This is a genomic window from Cytobacillus dafuensis (assembly GCF_007995155.1).
Classification (GTDB): Bacteria; Bacillota; Bacilli; order Bacillales; family Cytobacillaceae; genus Cytobacillus; species Cytobacillus dafuensis.
In genome coordinates this window covers 826,478-850,272 of record NZ_CP042593.1, presented here as the reverse complement: position 1 = coordinate 850,272, position 23,795 = coordinate 826,478, and the positions used below count along the sequence as shown (strand labels likewise).

At 37.3% G+C, this 23,795-nt stretch carries 23 protein-coding genes; 4 read left to right on the top strand and 19 right to left on the bottom strand.

Going from position 1 to position 23,795, the window contains the following annotated elements:
- Positions 1-17: 17 nt before the first annotated feature.
- The 5 genes from FSZ17_RS04245 to FSZ17_RS04225 all read right to left on the bottom strand — a co-directional run bounded on the left by FSZ17_RS04245 (position 18) and on the right by FSZ17_RS04225 (position 4,944).
- Positions 18-1,406, bottom strand: a complete 1,389-nt coding sequence (locus FSZ17_RS04245; protein WP_057775828.1) for a phenylacetate--CoA ligase family protein — start codon at positions 1,404-1,406, stop codon at positions 18-20.
- Between the two features lie 29 nt (positions 1,407-1,435).
- The gene (locus FSZ17_RS04240) at positions 1,436-2,128 is read right to left on the bottom strand and encodes a cyclase family protein (protein ID WP_057775827.1); all 693 of its coding nucleotides are present in this window, start codon (positions 2,126-2,128) and stop codon (positions 1,436-1,438) included.
- Positions 2,121-2,516 carry a cupin domain-containing protein gene (locus FSZ17_RS04235; RefSeq protein ID WP_057775826.1) on the bottom strand — a complete coding sequence of 132 codons (396 nt, stop codon included), beginning with the start codon at positions 2,514-2,516 and terminating at the stop codon, positions 2,121-2,123. Before FSZ17_RS04235 ends, FSZ17_RS04240 begins: the two co-directional genes overlap by 8 nt.
- 22 nt (positions 2,517-2,538) lie before the next feature.
- Positions 2,539-3,720 (bottom strand): thiolase family protein, encoded by a 1,182-nt coding sequence (locus FSZ17_RS04230; RefSeq protein WP_057775825.1) that lies wholly within the window; start codon positions 3,718-3,720, stop codon positions 2,539-2,541.
- A gap of 201 nt (positions 3,721-3,921) precedes the next feature.
- Complete coding sequence (locus FSZ17_RS04225; protein WP_057775824.1) at positions 3,922-4,944, bottom strand: LacI family DNA-binding transcriptional regulator; 1,023 nt, start codon at positions 4,942-4,944, stop codon at positions 3,922-3,924.
- 461 nt (positions 4,945-5,405) lie between these two features.
- Here FSZ17_RS04225 and FSZ17_RS04220 point away from each other — a divergent pair, with 461 nt between their 5' ends.
- Positions 5,406-7,040, top strand: coding sequence for a PAS domain-containing sensor histidine kinase (locus tag FSZ17_RS04220; RefSeq protein ID WP_057775823.1), 1,635 nt, complete (start codon positions 5,406-5,408; stop codon positions 7,038-7,040).
- Positions 7,041-7,137: 97 nt separating this feature from the next.
- Here FSZ17_RS04220 and FSZ17_RS04215 read toward each other — a convergent pair whose 3' ends face one another.
- The 10 genes from FSZ17_RS04215 to FSZ17_RS04175 form a co-directional block, all read right to left on the bottom strand.
- A complete protein-coding gene (locus FSZ17_RS04215; protein ID WP_057775822.1) occupies positions 7,138-8,307 on the bottom strand; it encodes a toxic anion resistance protein in 1,170 nt (389 codons plus the stop codon).
- Complete coding sequence (locus FSZ17_RS04210; protein WP_322107599.1) at positions 8,304-8,963, bottom strand: 5-bromo-4-chloroindolyl phosphate hydrolysis family protein; 660 nt, start codon at positions 8,961-8,963, stop codon at positions 8,304-8,306. The genes FSZ17_RS04215 and FSZ17_RS04210 overlap by 4 nt, the downstream gene beginning before the upstream one ends.
- 517 nt (positions 8,964-9,480) lie before the next feature.
- Positions 9,481-9,924, bottom strand: coding sequence for a universal stress protein (locus FSZ17_RS04205; protein ID WP_057775821.1), 444 nt, complete (start codon positions 9,922-9,924; stop codon positions 9,481-9,483).
- A 107-nt stretch (positions 9,925-10,031) separates the two neighbouring features.
- Positions 10,032-11,732, bottom strand: coding sequence for a methyl-accepting chemotaxis protein (locus FSZ17_RS04200; RefSeq protein WP_057775820.1), 1,701 nt, complete (start codon positions 11,730-11,732; stop codon positions 10,032-10,034).
- Between the two features lie 179 nt (positions 11,733-11,911).
- Positions 11,912-12,136, bottom strand: coding sequence for a sulfurtransferase TusA family protein (locus FSZ17_RS04195; RefSeq protein WP_057775819.1), 225 nt, complete (start codon positions 12,134-12,136; stop codon positions 11,912-11,914).
- Between the two features lie 12 nt (positions 12,137-12,148).
- The gene (locus FSZ17_RS04190; RefSeq protein ID WP_185150665.1) at positions 12,149-13,219 is read right to left on the bottom strand and encodes a YeeE/YedE family protein; all 1,071 of its coding nucleotides are present in this window, start codon (positions 13,217-13,219) and stop codon (positions 12,149-12,151) included.
- A 186-nt stretch (positions 13,220-13,405) separates the two neighbouring features.
- Positions 13,406-14,569, bottom strand: coding sequence for a trans-sulfuration enzyme family protein (locus tag FSZ17_RS04185; RefSeq protein ID WP_057775897.1), 1,164 nt, complete (start codon positions 14,567-14,569; stop codon positions 13,406-13,408).
- Between the two features lie 333 nt (positions 14,570-14,902).
- Complete coding sequence (locus FSZ17_RS04180) at positions 14,903-15,505, bottom strand: methyltransferase (protein WP_057775818.1); 603 nt, start codon at positions 15,503-15,505, stop codon at positions 14,903-14,905.
- A gap of 75 nt (positions 15,506-15,580) precedes the next feature.
- Complete coding sequence (locus FSZ17_RS23275) at positions 15,581-15,721, bottom strand: hypothetical protein (RefSeq protein WP_156416269.1); 141 nt, start codon at positions 15,719-15,721, stop codon at positions 15,581-15,583.
- A 178-nt stretch (positions 15,722-15,899) separates the two neighbouring features.
- A complete protein-coding gene (locus tag FSZ17_RS04175; protein WP_057775817.1) occupies positions 15,900-17,252 on the bottom strand; it encodes a M20/M25/M40 family metallo-hydrolase in 1,353 nt (450 codons plus the stop codon).
- Positions 17,253-17,580: 328 nt separating this feature from the next.
- On the opposite strand from FSZ17_RS04175, the gene FSZ17_RS04170 reads away from it, so the two are divergent.
- The 3 genes from FSZ17_RS04170 to FSZ17_RS04160 all read left to right on the top strand — a co-directional run bounded on the left by FSZ17_RS04170 (position 17,581) and on the right by FSZ17_RS04160 (position 21,117).
- On the top strand, positions 17,581-18,348 hold the full coding sequence (locus FSZ17_RS04170) for an ABC transporter ATP-binding protein (RefSeq protein WP_057775816.1): 768 nt from the start codon (positions 17,581-17,583) through the stop codon (positions 18,346-18,348).
- On the top strand, positions 18,335-20,272 hold the full coding sequence (locus FSZ17_RS04165; RefSeq protein ID WP_057775815.1) for an FtsX-like permease family protein: 1,938 nt from the start codon (positions 18,335-18,337) through the stop codon (positions 20,270-20,272). Before FSZ17_RS04170 ends, FSZ17_RS04165 begins: the two co-directional genes overlap by 14 nt.
- Positions 20,273-20,379: 107 nt before the next feature.
- Complete coding sequence (locus FSZ17_RS04160) at positions 20,380-21,117, top strand: class I SAM-dependent methyltransferase (RefSeq protein ID WP_057775814.1); 738 nt, start codon at positions 20,380-20,382, stop codon at positions 21,115-21,117.
- 38 nt (positions 21,118-21,155) lie between these two features.
- On the opposite strand, the gene FSZ17_RS04155 is transcribed toward FSZ17_RS04160, so the two are convergent.
- The 4 genes from FSZ17_RS04155 to cydS form a co-directional block, all read right to left on the bottom strand.
- A complete protein-coding gene (locus FSZ17_RS04155) occupies positions 21,156-22,157 on the bottom strand; it encodes a sensor histidine kinase (protein WP_057775813.1) in 1,002 nt (333 codons plus the stop codon).
- A complete protein-coding gene (locus FSZ17_RS04150) occupies positions 22,154-22,825 on the bottom strand; it encodes a response regulator transcription factor (protein ID WP_322107606.1) in 672 nt (223 codons plus the stop codon). The genes FSZ17_RS04155 and FSZ17_RS04150 overlap by 4 nt, the downstream gene beginning before the upstream one ends.
- Before the next feature lie 228 nt (positions 22,826-23,053).
- The gene (locus tag FSZ17_RS04145; protein WP_057775811.1) at positions 23,054-23,398 is read right to left on the bottom strand and encodes a hypothetical protein; all 345 of its coding nucleotides are present in this window, start codon (positions 23,396-23,398) and stop codon (positions 23,054-23,056) included.
- Positions 23,399-23,662: 264 nt separating this feature from the next.
- Complete coding sequence (gene cydS / locus FSZ17_RS24080; RefSeq protein ID WP_407643423.1) at positions 23,663-23,776, bottom strand: cytochrome bd oxidase small subunit CydS family protein; 114 nt, start codon at positions 23,774-23,776, stop codon at positions 23,663-23,665.
- Positions 23,777-23,795 lie beyond the last annotated feature (19 nt).

Here is a 23,795-nt window from a genome sequence, read left to right as displayed (position 1 = left end):
TCCCCTTTACCTAAGGATCACTGATTAATCGGTAAATGCTCTCCTTGATAGGTCTTATAAATGCGTTTTGCCTTATGCTCAAAGCGCGGGAGGCTATTCTCCGCCACTAGCTCAACATTGGCGCGGAATTGAAGCATATCTCCAATTCGGTTCTGGACTTTTTTATTTAAGATTTCAAGATCCCCTTTATAGTCTGCGGCAAATTCGGCCACTAACTGAATGAAATCCTGCTGTACACCTTCTTTTTCCAGTTTAATTGCAAAGTGACCCGTCATCTCTTCTATGTCGCGGAGAACATCTTCAATCGCGCTTGGATAGACGTTTACGCCTTTAACAATTAACATGTCGTCACTTCGACCTACCACTTTAAAACGGTAGCCTGTACGGCCGCATTCGCATTCAGTTCCTAAAACTTCAATAATATCATGAGATTTAAAACGTAATACAGAATTGGCATAGCGTTCTAAATGGGTATAAACCACTTCCCCTACTGCACCTGCTTTAATTTCCAGATGTTCACCTGTCTCGACATCGAATAGTTCTGGATAGACTAAGTCGCCGACCAAGAAATGCATACCTTGCTGATGTTCACATTCGGCGCCGATAATCGGATGAATATCCACCATCCCATAGAGCTCACAGCATTTTGCATTCCATGTTTCTTCGATTAACTTTCTCGTAGCAGGAATGGCTCCACCGGGTTCCCCACCCGTAATGATTTTTTTCAGCGTCGTTTCAGCGGGATCAATGCCCAATTCCTTCTTAATTGCGTCTGCTAAATACATGATATAGGATGGGGTGGCATTGATAGCGGTAATTCCTAAATCTTGAATCATTCTGGCTAGCCTTCCAGAATTTCCAATACCGATCGGAACCATGGTAGCTCCAGTATGTTCACACCCCATGTGGTCTGCAAGACCGCCGACAAACATGCTATAGTTCCAGCAATGAGCTACTACATCATCTGGACGGATTCCGTTTGTCCAAAAAGCTCTGGCGCAGCTTTCATCCCATAGCAAAGTATCTGTTTTCGTAAGGCCAACGTAAGTCGGTCTGCCTGTGCTACCGCTGGAAGCATGAAGTCTCACAATTTTTTCGGAGGTAGCTGTCTGATTTTCGCCTAGTATTGGAGGCTGTTGAAGCAGCGCGTCTCGCAGCTCCTGTTTGGTTGTCATGGGTATCTTCTTGATGTCATCCAAGGAACGGATGTCTTCTAGTTCAATTCCAGCCTCCTTGAACTTTCTTTGATAGAAAGTTGAGTTTTTATAAGAATACTCTACCTGCTTTAAGAATTTTTCTTCCTGTAAGGCACGCATTTTTTCCGTAGGCATGGTCTCAATTTCCTGATTAAAAACATTTCGATATAATGCCTTGGTTTCTTTCGTATGAAGTCCCTGATTCGACATTTTCCCTACCTCCATTAATCAACTTAGTATTACTCCTCTACAACCGCTACAGCACGAATGGGTGATCCTGTTCCTCCTCGGATTTTTAACGGTAACCCGATATATTGGAAACGCTTTCCTACAACTGGGGTTAAATCGGCTAAATTCTCAGTATTAAGTACTTTGTATTCCCTGCATGCATTATGGGATGGGTACGTGCGATCCATCGGATTATCAATACTTGGTGCATCAATTCCAATATTTACCACACCTTTTTTGGCAAGCCACTCCGTAGCTTCGAAATCAAGTCCAGCGTAGCCTTCCAACCACCTGGAAGTCCCATAATTTCTCGTGTAATGGCCAGTATACAGAAGCACTGTATCCCCACTTTGAATGCACAAATTTGCTTTGCTGCATGCATCCTCTAAATCTTGTATTCTAATAAAACCGCTTGATGGAATATAGGATACATCCAACGCCACCGCTGAGGTATAAAATTTCTCCAACGGCAATTCATTAATCGCTTCTGAATTAGGATCTGGATCGATATGATTGATCGCATCCACATGGGTAGGTCCATGATCGCTGAACATAAGCCCACGTGTCGCGTAGGAAAACTCATGGTTGAATACTTTTGCGGTTTCTTCGTGGGAATGGTGATCCCAAATCACCGTCTTCACATGCCCAGGATATACCGGCATTCCTTGAAAAATTTCTTGGGTAAGATCAATAATTTTAGTCATTTTTATCCCCCTCGTTTAATTTATGGTCTTTGGCATATTGACTCGGTTCAAAAGCAGGGGAAACGGCAGATAACACTTTTAGTACTTGGTCTGTATTATTGATGATTTGATGCAAGCTTTTCGGAGGAACATACACGCAAGTTCCCGGTTTCAACTCATTTTTCTCCTCGCCGACAATCACCTCACCGCTTCCGCTGATACAGTAGAACACCTCTTCCTGAATATCATGGGAGTGCATGTTGCTTGTGCAATGAGGTTCATAATTAATCACCCCTACCCAAACATTTTGGGAGCCTAACGTCCATGGAGCACTTAGATGCTTGATTTCCCGGCTAAATTCTCCAGTATACTGATCACCTTTTACATCCTGTTCATGGATAATGTTCAACGAGATCCCTCCTTACATCGATTTAATCTTCTTTTTCAATAATGACTGCACAGCCCTGTCCGCCTCCGATGCATAAAGTCGCTAATCCATATCGTAAATCTCTTTCCTGCATTTCATGGATTAGTTTAACCGTCAGAATATTTCCGGTTGCTCCGACAGGATGTCCCAACGCGATAGCACCACCGTTTACATTGACAATTTCTTTTGAAAATTCCAGTTCTCTAGATACGGCTAAACATTGTGCTGCAAAAGCTTCATTCGATTCGATGATGCCAATATCCCCCAATGACAGATTAGCAAGCATCAGCGCTTTTTTTACTGCAGGGACAGGACCTATTCCCATGATCGAAGGATCAACCCCAGAAAAAGCAAATGATTTCAAGGATGCCAAAGGTTTTATTCCTCGTCTTATTGCCTCACTTTCCGCCATAAGAACAACCGCCGAAGCACCATCATTGATTCCAGATGAATTGCCAGCGGTAACCGAACCTTCTTTTTTAAATACAGTCCGCAGTGAAGATAACTTTTCCAATGTAGTGTCACGTTTTGGATACTCATCTGTATCAAATATGACAGTCTGTCCTTTGCCCCGTGGTACCTCAACTGGTACGATCTGTTTTTGGAATACACCCTTTTCGATGGCAGCAATAGCCTTTTGTTGGCTCTCCAGGGCAAATTGATCTTGGTCTTCACGAGAAATCTGATACTTCTCAGCTACGTTTTCTGCTGTTATGCCCATGCCATATTTTTCAAAAGGATCCGATAGTATCTCTGTCAATGCATCTTTAACCAAGACATCTCCCATTTTAGATCCCCATCTTCTTTGGAAATCTAAAAAAGGAAGGCGGCTCATATTTTCGGCCCCACCAGCTACAGCAACGCTGATCATACCTGTTTGGATAGATTGAGCAGCACTGATAATGGATTGCAATCCAGAAGAACAAAGACGATTGACGGATAAAGCGGTTGCTTCAATGGGTACTCCGGCTTTTATGGCCGATTTCCTAGCCAGATAGGCATCTTCACCAATTTGACCCACACATCCAAACACTACCTCTTCGATATCTTCAGGTGAAAGTCCAGCTCTGCTGATAGCTTCCTTAGTTACCAATGCACCTAAGTCGGACACAGGTACATTTTTCAGCCCTCCTCCAAAAGAACCTATCGGTGTCCTGACACCGCTGACAATAACTACTTTTTCCAACCTAATACACTCCTTTAATTCTGAAATTTCAGAAAATAAATTATATACGCCAGTCATTGACGACAATACCTTACCCGTAAGACGAAAGAAATCCATACCACTTACATTTGAAGGGCTAGCAGAAGATTGACTCCAATCCTCAAATGCACAATTATGGGGGCAATCCCCCCCATAAGGACAATACAAATTTGGTTATCATCGTTAACTCCTTTGCATGTTTTGAATGACATTAGTTGTATTGCGGATTACTAATTCAGGCTCCATGATCACCTGTATAGGTGACCTTTCCTCCTTTTCCATTTCAATAAGAGAGATAAGTGCTTTCAGTGCTGAGCTGGCCATTTCTTTTTTCTGAATGGATACGGATGTCAACCCAATATAAGGATGAGAGGAGATTTCAATATCACCAAAACCAATGACTGAAATATCTTGTGGAATCCGAAACCCTAATCGACTTACTGCATCCATGACCAACATGGCTTGCTGATCGGTTGTAGTGATAAAACCAGTTGGCCGATCATATCTCGATAAGCTGTCTGATACGAATTGATTGATTTGTTCATGGGATAATCCCCTATCATATATAAGGGTTGGATCACTTCTTAAAGCAAATGTCTCGAGTGCCGATTTATACCCATGAAATCTTTCTAGAAAACTAGGAAAAAGAGGTGGGTAGGTTAAAAATGCAATATCCTTATGTCCCAGTTGAACTAAATGCTGTACTGCTAAAAAAACCCCTTTTTTATTGTCAACACTAATATAATGATTGTCTTCTTTTTCTGCTTTACGATTGAAATATACAACCGGTATGTCTAGTTCATTTACCAATGAGTTTTTGGGATGAATATTTGCAATGATTATTCCGTCTACACACTTTTCTACAAGTGTTTTTAAAGTTTTTTCAAAATCATTATAGCGGTAATTAGTATCTGTAATAATGACGTCGTAACCCAACTCACCAGCTTTTGCGATAATTACCTTTGCAGCCTCCGCATAAAAAGGATTAGAAATATCCCCAACACTTAATCCTATCGTCTTTGTCCTCTTAACTACCATGCTCCGTGCAACTTGATTTGGGGAAAATTCCAGTTCTTTAATGGCTAGCAAGACTTTCTTTCTCGTTTCTTCACGGATTTGTGGGTGATTATTCAAAACTCTAGACACAGTGGTTTGCGAGACTCCTGCCTTTTGAGCTACATCAATTACGGTTACCCTATTTTTCAAATGCATCACTTCCATTTATGAATACGTTTTCTGAATACGTTTTCATAATTTTATAATTAAATTTTATACTTGTAAATAATTTATTTGAAAATTCACTCATTTTCTTTCGACAAATAAATATTTAAGCTCCGACAACCATTTTACAATGGGAAAAAGTTAAGAAGTACGAGGTTCAGAGGCCCTTTACTCAAAGGAATGGAGATGTAAATCGATGAAAGAAAAATCTACTCTTGAAGGCTCACAAGAAAGCACGGATAGTTGAAATTGAACGTTTAAAAATATGTTTGGGCTTTACTTCCAATTTGATTCCTCCAATAACATATTGTGGGTCTTTAACTGCCTATCAAACTAAGATAAAATGTTTATTGAATATTTTATTATTACTATACTATTACGAACATAGCTAAATGGAAGCATCATTTACTTACCATTATGATAGGGACAGGAGTTACAAAAAACAAATGAACAAGAAGAAACTCTTTATACTTTACGTTATTATAAGTATTATTTGGATTTATGGCTCCAACTATCTCCTTAGTCAATTTCATCCTACTCCTCTTATAAAAATGCTTGAAAGAATAAAAGAACTAATTTATATCCTAACAACAGGCTGGCTATTTTATTATTTTATAAAAAAGACAGAAAAATTAAACAGCATCAAGGACGAGGAAAAACGTTTATCCACTCTCATTAACTCAATGGTTGACTTTGTGAACTTTAAAGATGGAGAAGGACGCTGGATTCAAGCCAATGAATTTGGTTTAAAATTATTTAAGCTTGAGAATGTTGATTATAAAGGAAAAAAAGATTCGGAACTGGCAGAATATACCGATTTCTATAGGGATGCTTTACGCTACTGTGAAATTTCTGATGAAGAGGCATGGAATAATAGAAGCGTCACCCATATAGAAGAAGTTGTTCCTCTGCCAAATGGATTGCAAAAAACATTTGATACAATTAAAGTTCCTCTTTATCATGAAGATGGCAGTCGAAAAGGGCTTGTTATTATTGGGAGAGATATAACAGAAAGAAAAATAGCCGAAAATCTGCTAATGAGAAGTAGAGAGAAGTATAAATCCCTATTTGATTATAATCCTGATATTGTATATATCATAAATTTAAACGGCGTCATAACCAATTTAAATCCGCGGTTCGAAGAAATTACTGGCTATGATAAATGCCATGTCATTGGGAAAAATGTTTTGGACGCGTTATCTAAAGTGAATCAAAAAGTTGTGCTGCAATCTATTTCCAATATAATAAATGGACAAAGCGTTCAAAAATACGAACTTAATATCCCCCATCAAAATGGCGATATCATAACCTTACAATGCACAAACCTTCCAATCATCGTAAATGGGAAAGTTGATGGGATTATTGGATACGGGAAGGATGTCACGCTTCTTAGACAAACGGAAGAAAGACTTAGAAGAACAGAAAAGCTTTCCGTTGTTGGTGAATTGGCTGCAAGCGTAGCACATGAAATCCGAAATCCACTTACCTCACTTATAGGATTTGTCCAGCTCCTTCAAAAAGAGAATGAAAAAGATCATTTATATCACAAAATCATGCTAGATGAATTAAATAGAATTAATTATATTGCGGGAGAACTACTCCTTTTGGCAAAACCCCAACAGCTTCAATTTACAAGGGAAGATATCCATGTAATTTTATTTGATGTCATATCATTACTTCAATCTGATGCCAATTTATATCATGTACTGATTGATTTAATATCAGATCATCAGGAATATATAATGGACTGCGAACCAAATCAATTAAAACAACTGTTTATTAATATAATAAAAAATGCAATTGAAGCGTCTCCATGCCAAGGTAGGGTTATCGTGTATTTAAAATCTGAGGAAAATGATGAAATTTCCGTAACAGTACAGGATTATGGATGCGGCATTTCCGAAAAAAGATTAAAAAAAATCGGAGAGCCCTTTTATTCTTCCAAAGAAAAAGGAACAGGATTAGGCCTAACTATTAGCCATAAAATCGTCCAATCTCATAATGGCACCATCGTTTTTAACAGTAAAGTGAACAAAGGGACAGAAGTGCTTATCAAATTCCCGAAATCGGTTAATAAGTAAATTTAGAAGAAAGCCATTCAAGGCATGTAAAACAAAGGGCTGCCCTAAAAAGGTCTTATTTTATGACCTTTTTAGGGCAGCCTCTTCCTATTTAAAGTTATTCTCCCTTAATCTCTAACAGCTTTTGTCTTAAATCATTCTCCATGGTAGCTAACTCCTGCTCAGCCATGCGGCGTTTATGACGCCCTTCCTCTTGAATCTTTAGTGTTTCTTCTAAAGTTGAAATTAAATTTTCTTGTGTTTTCTTTAATGTTTCAATATCAACGAGTCCGCGCTCATTTTCCCTTGCTGTTTCAATCGTATTTGTCTTTAACATTTCAGCATTTTTTAACAGTAATTCATTTGTTGTTTTTGATACTTGCTTTTGAGCCTCTACTGCATGCCTCTGCCTAATTAACGTTAAAGCAATCGCCACTTGATTCTTCCAGAGCGGGATAGCAGTCATGATGGAGGATTGGATTTTTTCCACAAGTGCCTGGTTTGTGTTTTGAATAAGTCGAATTTGCGGAGCGCTCTGAATCGTAATTTCACGACTTAATTTCAAATCGTAAAGACGTTTATCTAATCGATCTGCAAACTGAATCATATCATTTACTTCTTGGAATTTCATCTGATCATTGGATTCCTCAGCAGCTTTTTTAAGCTCAGGAATGATTTTCTCATTTAATTCTTCTAGTTTAATTTCCCCAGCTGCAATATAGACATTTAATGCATGAAAATATTCTTTATTATTTTCGTAGAGCTTTTCAAGCATGACAACATCTGATAAAAGCACGTTCTTGCTTCGCTCTAGCTTTACACTGATTCTGTCAATTTGTGCACCTGTTTTTTGATATTTAGATAAAGTTTCTTGAATCGAACTAGAGATTCTCCCAAACATACGAGAAAGAAAAGATGATTTCTCCGACTTTAAATCATCTGGATTGACTTCATTAAACTTCATCATTAATTCACTAATAATCTCTCCAATTTCACCAATGTCCTTTTTCTGGACATGCTCAAGCATAGTATTAGAGAAGGACAATAATTTCGACTGAGCTGGTGTGCCATAGGAAATCATCGCCTGGTGGTTTTTCGGATCAATTTGCTCTGCAAGCTGATAGGCTTTTATTCTATTTTCTTCGGGAATGACATCTACAAGCTTTACTCGTTTCTCCTTTATCGGCTCATTTTCGCTCGAAATTTCTTTTGTATCCCCAAATGGATTAGCTAGCAAGTCATCCATTAAATCTGTATTTTTTAACAGGGATGGATTTTGTTCACTCATTTTAATCGCCTGCTTTCATCAATAATTCGTGAATCCTTGTTCGTCTTTATCGTATGTTTTGCTACATCAATTTCGAAGTTAAGCTGATCAATATCATCAGAAATAACCTTGTACAAGTCTTCCTCCACTAAAGCCGTCAGCTGCTCTAGTGTACGACGAGTTTCATATAGTGATTGGTCAATCTCACTTGTCTTTTTTGATTGTACGGATAGGAAAACATACTTTTCCGAAAGTTCAACCGCAGAGTCTAGATGGGAAAAATAAAATGGTTCTGCTTTATAAAATCGTTTTGGCTCATTTTTCGTTAAACGGTATATTTTCTTAGATGTCCGTATTAATTCCACCCTTTGTTTTAAAGATGGAATATGGCGAATCGAAAAAAGCGCCTTATGCAAACGTGCAATTTTACGCTTTGCATCATCTATATTTTTCTTGATATACTGATACTCTTTTCTCGTAAGTTGATGGTTTTTTAAGAATCTATGCTTTTGTATTGATTTCGTTAACCAATAAGCAAGGGCTCCTCCCCCAAGTCCAATTGCTCCTGAAAGTAAAAAGGTTTGGTCAAAAACGAGGAAGCTAAGCAGCCATACAAGAGAGCTTGTAGGAACGGCAATTAACATTCGTAGTAAATAGGCTAAAAATTGATTCATCATCAATCGACTCCTGACTTAAATCCTTAATATTTATACGTATGAATGAACTGATAGTTTCAGCTCAAAAAAATTTTCCTTTTCTAATTATAAAGATACACGAAAAGCAAAAGCCATTCCATAGACCTCAACCTTAAATTACTCTAAGGCTTAAGACGTAGACAGAAAAGCGGAAGCGCCTTCGGAACAATCAAAGGACAATTGTTCCTGCGATGGCTATTCGCAGAAGCATTCCTTTGTGCTCACCCCCGACAAGCACAAGACGAGCCTCCCGGAAAGGTGTTCTTTACCTTTTTGGGAGGCTCGTCTTGTGACCTCGAGGTCGACAAAAACGCGACGTCCTGTCGCATTGTCGACACTAGTACGTCCTGTACGTCGGGGGTAGGCGCTGGAGCTAGACAGTTCTCTAACTCTAGAAAGCTATTCTTATTCTTATGAACGAAAACGCGTCATTCAGTTGAGTATGAATGACGCGCGTTTCTCTAGTAATTTAGCTCAAGCCTATTTTATATTAGGTTCGCTATTCTTCATTTTTTTGTGTTCTTATGACAAGTACATCACAATTTGCAGAACGTGTAATGTTCTCGGAAACACTTCCGATCAAAAGACGTTCGACTGCATATAACCCTGTAGCACCACAAATAATTAAATCTGCTTCAATTTTTGGGGCTACCTTTTTCGTAATTGTTACTTTCGGCGAACCAAATTCGACAATTGTATCTACTTTCTGAAGTCCTTGTTCAAGTGCCATTTTCTTAAAGCGATCTAATAGTTCTATTCCACGCTTTTCTGCTCTTTGTTTAATGGAAGCAGCATCTGACGGATAGGTTCTTATTTCAAGAATGTGAACAAGATGCAATTCGGCATCATTTCTCTTTGTAATTTCCACTGCTTTTTTAAATGCCCATTCGGCCTCTTCTGATCCATCAATCGCAACGATAATATTTTTGTATGTTAAGTTCATTTTTTCTCCTCCTTTTCCACGATTTTAGCATGGCTAAGACTATTTTAAATACTAAAAATGTTGAATATTATTAAGAAAGTATGAATTTTTTTTCTGTGACGAAATTTTTATATTTTGAACTTTTTAATAAGCATCTGTAATTCTTCAGCCATATTAGCTAAAGCACCCGCTGATGAGGAAACCTCCTCAATTGAAGCCAATTGTTCTTCTGTTGATCCCGATACGTATTTAGTTTGTACAGCAACCTCTTCTTCTATTTTAGAGACAAACTCCATTGAACGAACTACACGTTCCGCTCCTGAAGCCATTTGCTGTACAGCAGATGATACTTCCTGAATCTGAATGGATACCTCTTCAATAGAATTTTGTATGATTCCAAGAGATTCTCCTGCCTTATTCACTTTTCCAATTCCTTCAACCACTTCAGTTGTAGCAGAACCCATTGATTGAATAGCATGATTTGTTTCATTTTGAATCATGACAATTAACTGTGATATTTCCTGTGCCGATTGAGCAGATAATTCTGCTAGCTTACGAACCTCATCCGCTACTACAGCAAATCCTCGACCCTGGTCCCCAGCCCTAGCAGCCTCAATTGCTGCATTCAATGCCAATAGATTCGTCTGTTCGGCAATTTCCGTGATTACATCTGTAATTTGCCCAATTTCCTTCGAGCGCTCTCCTAATCCTTTCACAACTTCTGCTAAACCATTCACAGTTAAATGAATTGAATTCATCTGTTGAACAGCAGTTTCTATCGTTTCCCCACCTTCTTGAGCTTTTTCAGAAGCAACAATAGCAGTAGATGAAACATTTTGAGCATTATTTGCGATTTGATGTACACTGTTAGACATTTCTTCTATCGTCAGTGAAGTTTCTTCTACACTTTGAACCTGGCTTTCTACGCTGACAGTCATTTCGTTCATTATCTTGGTAATTTGCTTAGTTGCTAAAATCGTTTGTTCCGCACTTGCATTCAATTCCTCCGAGGAAGCTGCCACTTGATCAGAACTTGAACTGACATGATGAATGAGTTCCCTCAGGTTCTGTGCCATTAAGTTTAGTGTGCTCGTTAAATCGCCAATTTCATCCCTATTTTTTACTTTCAGATTTTCAGCTGATAAATCCCCGGCAGAGATTTTTTTCGCATAATTAATAATTGCAGTGATTGGTTTCGTTCTTCTTCTAATCATCCAAATGGTGATTAGACTTGCTAATAACATTGGAAAAAGCCCAAGAATAAAGCTATCTTTTACAGAATCCCATGTCCTTTCACTAACAATTTTCGCATCAAAATCAATTGCATTAATAGCAATAATTTCTTTATTTGGATCATGATCCTTGAAGATCGGTGCGTAGCCTGTTAATCGTTTCATCCCCCCATATTCATAAATTTCCGAATAATAAGGATGCTTTGTTTCCTTAATTTTCTGAATTGCTTCTTCATCAATATAGAACTGATCGCCAGCCTTGAAGCCTTGCTTCTCCAAATTAGAATCCGCTGCTAAAATCGTTCCATCGAGCAGAAGCATATATTGACTTTCAAATATTTGCTTATGTTCAGTTGTCCAATCTAATGTTTGTTGAATTTCCTTTAACTTTTCTTTATTCCCTTTCATTACCATCTCAATATCACTCGGAGCAATTAAGCCAGTTGTAATATTAGCACAGCCAAAGGCTTCAATACCGGCAGCTTCATAGGTTTTTTTATACGTAACCCAGTAATTAGAAATTGAAGTAATAATCATTGAAGCAAAAATAACACAAATGATAATAACCCCAAGCTGCCATGTCATACTTTTTCTCATGAATACTTGCCCCCAAATCCCTTTATCCCATATTTTCATAAACTGTATAATCATACAGATTACTAAGCACATTATACCAAAATATAGTTTTAATTCATCATCTTTCTAATATTAACAAGGACTATTTTCATAGATAAAAAAAATAGCACCAGTATCAAACTGGAGCTAACACTTTCACTTTATTTCTTTTTTACAGTTATTGTCCAAGCTGCGTCACTAAGTTGTTCAAAATTCGTCACTGTGTGTCCAGATTCTGCTGCCCAGCGAGGAATGCTTTCAGTTGCTTGAGTACAATCAAATTGAATGACCAATTCATCTCCTGATTTTAAATCTTCAATCACCTTCTTTGCTTCTATAAGCGGGAAAGGACAAACCTGACCCATCACTTCTAATGTTTGTTGCATGCTTCCTTCCTCCTAAACTGTTGTAATGGATGTTCCTGAATTCAAAGATTTCTTTTTCACATTTGTCCGTACAAAAACAAAATATGATGCTGTCCACGTTCCTAAAATAATAAATAATAGGGACACCCAGCCTTGCCAAGTCATCATTGCTGTCATGACTAATCCATTACCAATGGAACATCCTCCAGCAAGACTAGCACCAAAGCCCATTAAATTCCCGCCTATGAAGCTAGAAATTCCTGTTTTGGTATCAGGCATTCTAAAGCGAAATTCACGGCTTCCTTTAGCTGCTATAAAAGAACCGAGTAAAATTCCAAGAACAAGGAAAACTCCCCAATTCAAAATCTTTTGATCACCAGTTACTAAATATTGAAGAATATTTGCTGATGGTGTTGTGATTCCAAGACCAGACATTCTTCCTGTTGCCTCACTTAGAGGCCAAGCTAGAATAGCAATCAACCCCACTATCATTGCGGTAAAAAATGGGTGCCAACGTTTTTCAAATAATAAATGAGCAAGTCCTCTTCTCTTTGGCTTCATCGTCGGAATAACCACTTTTGGCTTTCTTAGCTCTCTAATAAAAATCCAAAGGACAATGGCTGCAAATATAGAAATAAACACCCATACAGATAAACCCGTTGATTCCGCAATTGAATTTTTAGGGAGCTGAACAGATTGCAATGATTGATTCAGAGGTGTTAATGGACCTGATTTCATAATCGCACTCATAGCCATATAGCCAAAAAGGGCAATCCAACTCCCAATAAGACCTTCCCCAGCACGATACCATGTTCCAGTTGCACATCCTCCAGCAAACACAATTCCAATTCCAAAAATAAATGAACCAACAATTGTTGCCACCCAAGGGAAAGCTCCTGTTGAAAACTCAATCAAGCCAAGTTGAATTAATGAATATACCCCAATACTTTGCACAGCAATTGCAATCAAGAGGGCATAAAACATTCGATTATCTTTTGCAATATACATATCTCTAAATCCGCCTGTTAGGCAGAAGCGCCCTCTTTGCATAACAAATCCAAGCAATGCTCCACATAATAAACCTGTTAGGATCATTTGTACCATTTCTTTATCTCCTTTCTTATAACCAAGTAATAAGATTGGAATAATGGTAATATCTTTTTCGGTTTTTGTCAACGTATTTTAAGTTTTCAAAATTCTACATTTTTTTTATTATTTACCGAAAAAAAAATCCACCCAATGCCAATATCTAATTAGCTTGGATGGAAAATACGCCACCTAGATGGGGCATTATTGGATTATTGATTTTTCTATCGCATGTTCAAAAGTAAGAATAATATCTTCTGGGTGTTCAATTCCTACTGAGATTCTGACTACTTCTCTTGTAATGCCTAAAGCCTCATTAGCCTCAGGAGGCAATGCTCGGTGGGAAGTGGTCAACGGATGAGAAACGGTTGTTTCCACCCCTGCAAGTGTAGGAACAATTTTAATCCATAATAGTAATTTAAAAAATTGATTTATATCAATATTTTTTGAGAGTTCAATTGTAACCATTGCTCCGTATCCAGCTTCTACTTCATGAAATGGATAGTATATCTTTGAAATATTAGGATTTCCCTTTAGAGCTTCAGCTAATCTTCTAGCATTATAGGATTGGGTTTTCATGCGAAGGGCCAATGTTTTGATGCCCCGACATGTAAGCCAGGCTTCAAATGGGCTAACATTTGTACCAAGATTCACTACTTTTGCTCTTGCCTTTTCTATTAAATCATTTCTTCCCACTACAACACCTGCAGTCACATCACTATGGCCACCAATATATTTAGTTGCACTATGAACGACTAAATCCACCCCTAAAGTAAAAGGAGTGCAATGATAAGGTGTTGCAAAGGTATTATCCACTAGGGTCGATAATCCGTATTTTTTAGCCAGTTCAACAACGGCTGCTAGATCCTCCACCCTTAAAAGCGGATTTGTAATGGATTCAGTATATAGAAGCTTTGTATTTGGCAATATGACCTGCTCAACCTTCTGTATATCTGAAAAGGATACGAATGTGGTTTCAATTCCAAGCTGCTTCAACTCTTCTTTTAAAAGATGGAAGCTACCTCCGTATACATCGTCTGCAGCAACAATATGATCCCCGCTACTTACTACGGAAAGCACCCCTGCTAGAATAGCGGACAACCCAGATGAGGTTGCAACGCCTGCTGGAGCACCTTCAATCGCTGCCACCATTTGACCTAGCTCATCCGTATTCGGATTTCCAACGCGTGAGTATAAATAATTGCCTTCTCCGTTATAATACCCTTCCAAATCATCAAGATCATCGAAGGTAAATGCAGATGTTTGATAAATAGGAGTAACCTTGCTTTTTATCGGTTTTTTATTCTTTTCAGCACTGTGCAAAACCATTGTTTCAAACTTTTTATCCAATATAGTCACCTTCTTCATTAAATTTTCCCTGTTGATTTCCGCTGCAGGCACTAAGCGATCGCGGGCGGTCCGGAAGCCTCCTCGTCGCTATCGCTCCTGCGGGGTCTTCCTTTGACTCGCTTCTCCCGCAGGACATTGAATAATCTTCCCCGAATAAACACCGCACGAAGGAAATGCGAATGCATTTTCGAGGATCTCGCGCCTTCCTCTCCAATCAACAACAAAATAGCATTATCAATACTAAGCTTTAACACAGCCAATTAAAATAATATGGGATTGTACGCATCGTTTGATTAGACAATTTCCCAATACTTTATTCCCATTTTATCCTTTTGATTGAACACCCTCTGATCATATTAATTGATAGATTAAAAACCTCTCAAAAGAGTTATGTTTATAACCTGGAAGCAAAATTTCTTCTTTCAATTCAAAGGTCGTTTGGTTTTCTAAAAAGTAGATATAATCTTCAGAGCCATAATATAATATAAGCTCCACATTACGTTCATATTTCTCCACAGAAAGTAAAATCTTCTTTACGATTTTCATAAATATTTGTATAGAAAACGGATTAAAAAAATAAAAGCGATTGTCTAAAGAACTAATCTCGTACTCTTCTGCCAAGCAGCATTGGAAATCAATTTTTTCTTTTCTATTTTTATATTTCTTTAGATAACGATAGCGATTTTCAATTGCATCCTGATAGAACTCCTTGTTCATCTCAACTCCTACAACCGAAGCATTGAACAAATAATTCGTATAAAAGGATAATCGCCCTTTGCCACAGCCAAAATCCACCATCCGATCACTGTTTTTTAAATTATAGCTTTGAAACAATCTTTCCAATGCAAGATACGGAGTAGGCTCGTAACGGTGATAATGGAAAGACGAATTGAATCCCATTTGGTCGCCTGCTGTTTTTATATTTAGCAATTCCTCGAAAAATTGTTCTTTCATTTATTTGCTCCTATTTAAACTATTATTCCTATCATATAGCTTTTTTTAGAATTTAAACAATAGCTGTTATCAATTTTATTCTGTATCCTTTTTAAATAAGGCAATGTTAAACTTCCCTGTTGATTTCCGCTGCAGGCGCTCGCTTTCCGCTCCAATCAACAACAAAATAGAATTTTCAATACTGAGTTTTAACTCAGCCTTAAATAAAACTTTCATGAACTTTTGCTCTCAAGCCAATTTTCAAATGTCGGTCGACCTAATTTCACTACACTAGTTATACTCCGTAATTGGGACAAGTGTTTCGTATTCCGACCGACAAACATAGAAAAAAGTGAAGCCGAATTTGATTAGGAATTCGACTTCACTTTTTTCGTTAACCTAGCATTCTATTAAATTATTTTCTAATCAAGCTATAAACAGACGCTCCAACTAAATCGCCTGCCTCCTTCAAACGTTCAGCACTGATATATTCGATTTTATCGAGCGGGGTGTGATAATAAGGCTCTAAATTCGCTGTACCTGGTTCACGGCGAATAAAGTTTACAGCAGGAATTCCTCCTTCATGGAAAGAAACATGATCGGAAGCACCGCGTTTATATAATACTAATTCAGATGGTGTCCCAATTCTTTCTGCTGTTGCAAGCGCAGTATCCGTTACAATATTTGCATTTCCATCAACTGTATTCATATAGATAGCTGTAGCATTTTCCCATGAAGTTCCGACCATATCCATATTGAAATTCGCCAAGCTTCTCTGAATCTCATCCTGACTTAACTGATTCACATAATAATTTGAACCTACGAGTCCAATCTCCTCTGCACCAACAAAAACAAATCTTAATTCTTTTTCAATTGGATAGCTTTTTAATACTCTTGCCAATTCTAATGCAACGGCCGTACCTGAAGCATTGTCACTTGCACCTGGCGCAAATGGAACACTATCAAAATGGGCCGAAACGTGTACAATGTCGCGATTCTCATCTTTTTTAGGCGTTCTAGTTGCAATAATGTTTTGTGATTTTGCATTTTCGATTCGTTTCGCATTCAATGTCACTGTTTTATTCTGTGCTGCTACATCTTTGAGCAATGCCTCACCGCTCACTTTTGAAATCCCGCCTACTGGAATTGTCACATCCCCACCGATAGAAGGGTTAAGCGGTCCTGGTGAATCCACATTATTATAAATCAGAACCCCAATGGCTCCTGCAGCAGCTGCATGATCCACCTTCTCTTTAAATGAAATTTCCCCTCTGGAGATAAGGGCAATTTTCCCTGCTGCTTCAGTGGTAAAATCAGTGCTCTTACCAAGTCCAGCATGATAAAGCTCAGCAGTTATTCCCCCTTCTTGTGTATTGGCAGAGCCTGCTGGGATACTGACCATCACTTCGTTTTTATCACTTGTCATTAAATGCCCAATCATCTTATCTGGAACACTGAATTCTTGTGTTTTTACTTCATAACCGTAGGATAGAAGACGTTCTTTAATGAACTCTGCTGCTCTTTGCTCGCCCTCAGTCCCCGTTACCCTTGGTCCAATTGTTTCAGATAAAAAACGGACATCTTCATACATGCGTTCAGCACTCACTCTAGCAATTACCTTTTGGTCAAAAGCATTTTCGCTTGGGTGAATAACATGATTTCCTGCTGCCTCTGCGGTATTAGTAAGATTCATAGGTGCGAAATACAAGCCTGATGTTACTAGAAGTGTTGAAAACAAAATAGAAGAACTTTTTCTTCCTTTCTTCAAAACGAAAACCTCCTCAAGTAATAATTTATCAAGATGTATTCGCTTTCATTTTTCTTAAACCTTCCAAAAATATAAAAACGATTCTCTTAACCTAGCAAATTTTCCAATTTTGAAAAAACGCGTGACTTAGTATTCAATAAAAAAGACTAAAAAATAGGCAACTAAGACTATCGTTTAATTCCTATTGTTACAAAAATGTAAGTTTCATATAAAAATCGTAAGGATAAGTTATGGTTACCCATTCTTTAGTCAATTATAGTAAAGTTATCCAATGGATAATAAGGTGGAGGGCTTACTCCCTTCATCAGCGATAAAGGAGTCGAGAAAGATGGTTGTGCTAGAAGCAGCTGGAGTGAAAAAGGTATATGGCGAAAGAGGTAATGTACACTTAGCCTTAAAAAATATCGATTTGCAAATATCAACCGGAGAATTTGTTGGCATCATGGGGCCTTCAGGTGCAGGGAAATCTACGTTATTAAATGTTCTATCAACGATTGATTTTCCAACAGGAGGCTATATAAAAATCAATGATAAGAATATCATGAACTTGTCTGAAAATGAATTGGCTCGTTTCCGAAGAGAGCAGTTAGGGTTTATTTTTCAAGATTTTAACTTACTGGATACTTTAACAGCAAAAGAAAATATTGCTCTTCCTCTGGCTCTTTCTAGTATCCCAGCTAAAGAAATTGAAAGTAGAATTGAGCGAATCTCAGAGTTACTCGGAATCGAAAAGATACTCGACCAATATCCATATGAATTATCAGGTGGGCAGCAGCAGCGTACGGCAGCAGCACGGGCAATCATTACAAATCCAAGCTTAATTTTTGCCGATGAGCCGACAGGTGCGCTTGATTCAAAGTCTGCATACAACTTGCTGCAAACATTATCTGTTTTAAATGAAAAAGAGAATGCAACCATCTTAATGGTCACACACGATGCGTATGCGGCAAGCTTTTGCAAACGTGTCCTTGTTATTAAGGATGGAGTAATCTTTACAGAAATTTATAAAGGCGAGCAATCTCGAAAGCAATTTTTCCAATCTATCATTGATATTCTTGCAACGCTCGGGGGCGGTGGTCACCATGACATTATATAGTTTAGCCATGAGGAATATTCGCAGAAATGCGAAAACCTATTTGCTCTATCTCTACCCTATGGTATTTAGCATTGTTATTTATTTCACGTTTGTATCTTTGCAATACAACAAGCAAATTAGTGATTCCATGACCGTTTATGGAAAAATCGAACCCGCTTTTCAAGCAGCATCGATTCTTTTATTTTTCTTTGCTGCTGCCTTCATTTCGTTTTCGAATGCTTTTTTTACTAGGAGCAGGAAAAAGGAGGTTGCTCTCTATTCCCTTTTTGGTATTGAAAAAAAGCAAATAGGCAAGCTTCTGTTCTATGAAAATATAATTCTCGGAATTGCTTCACTATGTATTGGCCTATTGTTAGGAATATTGCTTTCTAAGCTTTTTGCCATGATTTTAATCAAATTAATGGGGACAACGATCATCGCGAAACTATCACTGTCCATTAAAGCCATTTTACAGACCATTATTGGTTTTATGATTATCATCGTGTTCACATCCATACATAACTATCGCCTTATTTACCGGTATTCTTTATTTCAGCTAATGAAGGCAGAAAAGAAAGCTGATAAAAGGCCTAAAAAAGTCTCTTGGCTAGCTGCACTTATGGCCATTTTCTTTATCGGTGCTGGCTATACAATTATTCTACAGCCGAGTGATGCTTCTTTTTGGGATGACTATGGTTTCCAAGCAATTATTGGATCATTTGTCTTGATGCTAATTGGAACTTATTTATTTGTTCAAGCATTTATTATGTTTATTCTTCAAAAATTAACGCAAATGAAAGGATTCTATTTTAAAGGCATCAATTTAATTAGTATTACCCATTTATTCTACCGAATTAAAGGAAATGTACTGATCTTATCCGTTATTGCCATGTTAAGCACATTTACCTTATTCGCATTAGGAACAACATTCAGTCTTTATTCGGATATGAATAATATCTCAAAGAAAAACTTTCCATATAGCATCATGTATACAGTCCCAGATGCAGAAAAAGAAGAAGCAATAGAAAAATTAATGATAGAAAATGGTCAGGAACAAATTAGTTCTGAAGAAAGGATAGATTACCTCGAAATTAATGGAGATCTATCAGAAATTAGAAGAGTACCAAATGATTTTCCTATTATTCTTTTATCAGAATCCACTTATCAGCTCCTTGCCGAAAAAAGAGGTCTAAAGACCACTCAATTTAGTGAAAACGAGGCCATTACCTTTTATGATGGTAATTTAGATCAAAGTTCCGACCCTTTTACTGGAAAAAAGGTGTCTCTTGCAGGCAACAAAACGGTAAAGATTGCAGCTTACGAAGATTATACACTATTAAATCTTGATATTTACGTCTTTCCAATGGTAGTAAAGGACGCGCTTTATCAGCAATTAGAAAAAGACGGTTTAGCAAAAGAGCTGCAAATATATAGCTTAAAAAATGAGAAATCAGCAAAAGAGCTAGATCAGAAGCTTAGTGAGCTTTTCTATATTGATCCTTATGCAGATTTTGCAGCGAAAGGAGAAAATATCTTTTCTAGTTTTTATCATAATTACCATAAATTCTTCCAAGTATATGGGCTGCTTATTTTCATTAGTGCCTTTCTAGGATTTGTCTTCCTGCTTGCGACGGGAAGTATGCTGCATTACAAGCTATTAACAGAAGCAACAGCGGATCAGCCACGTTACCAAATACTTAAAAAAATTGGCATGAGCAAATCAAAGCTTAGAAAATCGATCGCCAATCAATTGATTTTTATATATCTTATCCCTTTTATAATCGCTATCTCTCATAGCACGATCATCATTATAGCTTTATCCTCATTTCTAGGAATGAGCATGATGAATTCACTTATGATGACAATAGGCGCCTATCTTGCAATGTATTTGATTTATTACTTTGTTACTCTATCAAAATATACAGAAATTGTGAGCAAAGGATAAGGAGGCGAACATTTTGAAAAATTCCCAAAACAAATCGGAAGCATCTGGCAGGATTAGTTCATCTTTTACCGAATTGTAAGTGAGCATACCGTATTGGAGGAGATTAGTTGGAATATAAAGGATCATCTGCATACGATCAGGATCGTTTCTTTGAACAATATATAGCGAGAAGATATCGAGAGGAAAGTCCGAATGAAAGAATAGAAAAGCCTGTACTATTCGAACTGCTTGATGATGTTACAGATTATGAGATTTTAGATTTAGGCTGTGGAGATGCTTCTCTTGGATTAGAATTATTAAAGAGGCAATGCCGCTCCTATACTGGAGTAGATGGATCTAAAAATATGTGTGAACGAGCATCAGAGCACTTAAAGGATCGTAGAAGAAGAATTGTTCATTCGACAATGGAAGAATACAGCTTTCCGCTACTCACTTACGACCTTGTCGTTTCTCAGCTAGCCATTCATTATATTGAAGACTTCTCTACGCTTACAAATAAAATATACGAAACCTTAAAAGTAAATGACCAATTTGCTTTTAGTGTTCAGCACCCGCTGCTCACCTCATCTTTTGAAAGTCTAACAGCATCGGGAAAGCGTAATAATTGGATTGTCGATAATTACTTTCATAGTGGAAAAAGAGTAGAACCGTGGATAGGCGAGAATGTCGTCAAATACCATCGTACAATAGAAGAGTATTTCTCCATTTTGAAAAGGAACGGCTTTATCATTGACGACTTACGAGAGGCTGCACCTCAAAAGGATCATTTTAAGGATATTGAAGAATACGAAAGACGAATGAGAATCCCATTATTTTTATTATTTTCTTGCAGAAAGCCCTGTTAACCCGTTTCAATAAACAATAGCATCGGGATTTCCCGATGCTATTGTTCCATAATATATAACCGATCCTCTGTATTTGGAAAAGAAATAATAGCTTCTGTAAATTTATCTTTTTCCGAAGAGAGAGTCAGTGTATGACCTAGCTTTTCAGCTGTCTTTTTTGCTAAGTAAAGCCCCATTCCTGTTGAGGAGACATGCTGCCGGCCATTTTTACCGGTGAAGCCCTTCTCAAAAACCCGAGGAAGATCCTCTTGTGCAATGCCAATCCCACTATCTCTTATCCGAAGAGTCCTCTTTTGGCAATCAATATGAATAGAGATTGAACCTTTACACTCCGTATACTTAAGAGAATTGGATAACAATTGATTTAAAATAAAGAGAATCCCTTTTTTATCTGTAAGCACTTCAAATTTTTGCATATCAAGATTGATGCTGATCCTTTTCGCTATAAATGTTTTTGTATGCATTTTCACTGCTTCTTTAACGATGCGCTCGAGGTCGATTTCTTGAATAAAATAGTCTTTATGAAAATCGCTTATTCTTGAAAAATAAAGGGCTTGTTCAATAAAATGCTCAACCTTGTCCATTTCCTCTGCTAAGCTTTCCAAACTGCCACCCGTTTCATAGATCATGCGGCTGACAGCAATTGGCGTCTTAACTTCATGAAACCAGGATGTCATGTACTCCTGCCATTCTTTGCGCTCCAACTCCATTCGTTCTAGCTTCTTTATATGCTTTTCCTGCTGGATTTTCATTAGTTGAACATACATGTTCTCACTATCAATCATTGAATCAGAAAAAGGAATATACTCATCTATCTCACTTATCCTTTTCAACTTATTGAAGAAAGATTTTTTTCGATAATAATCAAAGCCACAGTATAAAGCAAAAATAATAACAGCTACTCCTTCAATATATAATAAGCTAGAAATATGTATTTGCATGATGGGATCTATTAATGTAACGAGTGTGAAAAAGGACATAAGCACAACAAACATAAGGATTAACCATTTTTGCGACTGTAAGTAACCTAAAATTGTCATTGTAATAAATACCCTTGCCTTTTCTTCGTGACAATTACATCAGCCAGACCTATTGTTTCTAGCTTTTTCCGCAGGCGATTTATATTAACCGTCAACGTATTATCATCAATAAATTGTTCATCCTCCCAAAGAGCTCTCATGATTTCATCCCTTGAAATAATTTGACCGCTCTTTCTCATAAGCAAATAAAGGATATGATATTCATTTTTCGTTAAAGCAACCTCTTTTTCTTGATAAGTGGCTATCCCATTACTAAGATTTAAAACGAGCTCCCCAGCTGTTATGATATCTTTATCACTTTGATGATTTTGATTTGTTCTTCGATATACCGCATTCATTTTGGCAACAAGGACATCTAAAGAAAACGGCTTTTGAATAAAATCATCACCGCCCATATTCATCGCCATCACGATATCCATATTCTCCGTACGTGATGAAATGAAAATGATTGGAACGTCTGAGACACGTCTAATCTTTCCACACCAATAAAAACCGTCAAAGCTTGGAAGATTAATATCCAATAAAACTATATCTGGAGTATTCTCTATTACATTCTCATCAATTTTTTCAAAGTCACTGATCATTATCGGTTCGAAATTCCACTTCCCTAAATGCTCAGCAATCATGGTCCTTAGCTTGAAATCATCTTCAATAATCATTACTTTAATCATTTGGATCGCACCTTGTATTGTCTATGATTTATAAAAAAATTAAACAGAATATGTAAACTATAGTTCTATCATAATTATTTTAATAGGATGAAGTCAAAATAAAGACAGTACATGTAGCAAATGAATGCTCGGTTCTACTGTCTCTAGAAAATATATTGAATTTAGCAGAATCGCCATAGCCAGTAGACAACCTGGTGAAGTTTTTCGAGGATTGGCAATGTGGTGTTATGATTGAAGATGAATCTTTAATTTCGCTATTTCGCGTTCATTTCTAACTGTTTTTTCCCAAGTATGATCTTGATCAGCTTGAATCACGATTAATTTCTCCATAATTTCTCTTCTCATGCTTTTCTGATCTGCTTGCAATTTGTCGTTTCTTTCGTCCGTCTGATCGAATCTTTCATCGATCTTATCAAATTTTTTGCTGAAGCTTTTTTCCATATAGTATAGTTTCTCATTCGTCTTGGATTGCTCAGTTATTAAGTTTTCTAGTCTATTGTTCATATTCCCAACCATTGTAATTAAAGTTGCCAGCATATCTTCCATTTTCTCAAGACGACTTTCTTCCATTTCTTTCACCTCCTTTTCTTTTCTATTATACACGATTAAAGAGTTTTTCTAACGAATATATTTTGGGAATTGATTAGCTAATATTAGCTAATCTTCTTTGTCTTCTTACAATTCATAACACACGCTAAGAAATATGACGCTTTCTAGACGATTAACATAGAAAACAATCATCTACTCTCTTCTCTAAATGTAAAATGTCGTCGGTTTCATTTTCACACAAAAAAGGGTCAGAATTCCCTTGAAGATTCTGACCTACTAACAAATCTATTCTTTCTGTTCCCTACTAACAGCCCGATCTTTCGGACCTATCCAAAACGCTACGAAAATTGAGCCAATCAGAACGATAAAAGGTGCATATAAGCCTAAAAATTTCTCCATCTTGAAACCTCCATATTAT

What these genes read in the sequence shown, in the direction of transcription:
- FSZ17_RS04165 (WP_057775815.1), top strand. Translation starts at nt 18,335, where the DNA reads ATGACATTATATAGTTTAGCCATGAGGAATATTCGCAGAAATGCGAAA.
- FSZ17_RS04245 (WP_057775828.1), bottom strand. Translation starts at nt 1,406, where the DNA reads ATGTCGAATCAGGGACTTCATACGAAAGAAACCAAGGCATTATATCGA.
- FSZ17_RS04210 (WP_322107599.1), bottom strand. Translation starts at nt 8,963, where the DNA reads ATGATGAATCAATTTTTAGCCTATTTACTACGAATGTTAATTGCCGTT.
- FSZ17_RS23275 (WP_156416269.1), bottom strand. Translation starts at nt 15,721, where the DNA reads ATGAAAGTTTTATTTAAGGCTGAGTTAAAACTCAGTATTGAAAATTCT.
- FSZ17_RS04185 (WP_057775897.1), bottom strand. Translation starts at nt 14,569, where the DNA reads ATGAAGAAGGTGACTATATTGGATAAAAAGTTTGAAACAATGGTTTTG.
- FSZ17_RS04200 (WP_057775820.1), bottom strand. Translation starts at nt 11,732, where the DNA reads ATGAGAAAAAGTATGACATGGCAGCTTGGGGTTATTATCATTTGTGTT.
- cydS (WP_407643423.1), bottom strand. Translation starts at nt 23,776, where the DNA reads ATGGAGAAATTTTTAGGCTTATATGCACCTTTTATCGTTCTGATTGGC.
- FSZ17_RS04155 (WP_057775813.1), bottom strand. Translation starts at nt 22,157, where the DNA reads ATGACAATTTTAGGTTACTTACAGTCGCAAAAATGGTTAATCCTTATG.
- FSZ17_RS04180 (WP_057775818.1), bottom strand. Translation starts at nt 15,505, where the DNA reads ATGAAAGAACAATTTTTCGAGGAATTGCTAAATATAAAAACAGCAGGC.
- FSZ17_RS04195 (WP_057775819.1), bottom strand. Translation starts at nt 12,136, where the DNA reads ATGCAACAAACATTAGAAGTGATGGGTCAGGTTTGTCCTTTCCCGCTT.
- FSZ17_RS04240 (WP_057775827.1), bottom strand. Translation starts at nt 2,128, where the DNA reads ATGACTAAAATTATTGATCTTACCCAAGAAATTTTTCAAGGAATGCCG.
- FSZ17_RS04145 (WP_057775811.1), bottom strand. Translation starts at nt 23,398, where the DNA reads ATGGAAGAAAGTCGTCTTGAGAAAATGGAAGATATGCTGGCAACTTTA.
- FSZ17_RS04220 (WP_057775823.1), top strand. Translation starts at nt 5,406, where the DNA reads ATGAACAAGAAGAAACTCTTTATACTTTACGTTATTATAAGTATTATT.
- FSZ17_RS04215 (WP_057775822.1), bottom strand. Translation starts at nt 8,307, where the DNA reads ATGAGTGAACAAAATCCATCCCTGTTAAAAAATACAGATTTAATGGAT.
- FSZ17_RS04190 (WP_185150665.1), bottom strand. Translation starts at nt 13,219, where the DNA reads ATGGTACAAATGATCCTAACAGGTTTATTATGTGGAGCATTGCTTGGA.
- FSZ17_RS04170 (WP_057775816.1), top strand. Translation starts at nt 17,581, where the DNA reads ATGGTTGTGCTAGAAGCAGCTGGAGTGAAAAAGGTATATGGCGAAAGA.
- FSZ17_RS04205 (WP_057775821.1), bottom strand. Translation starts at nt 9,924, where the DNA reads ATGAACTTAACATACAAAAATATTATCGTTGCGATTGATGGATCAGAA.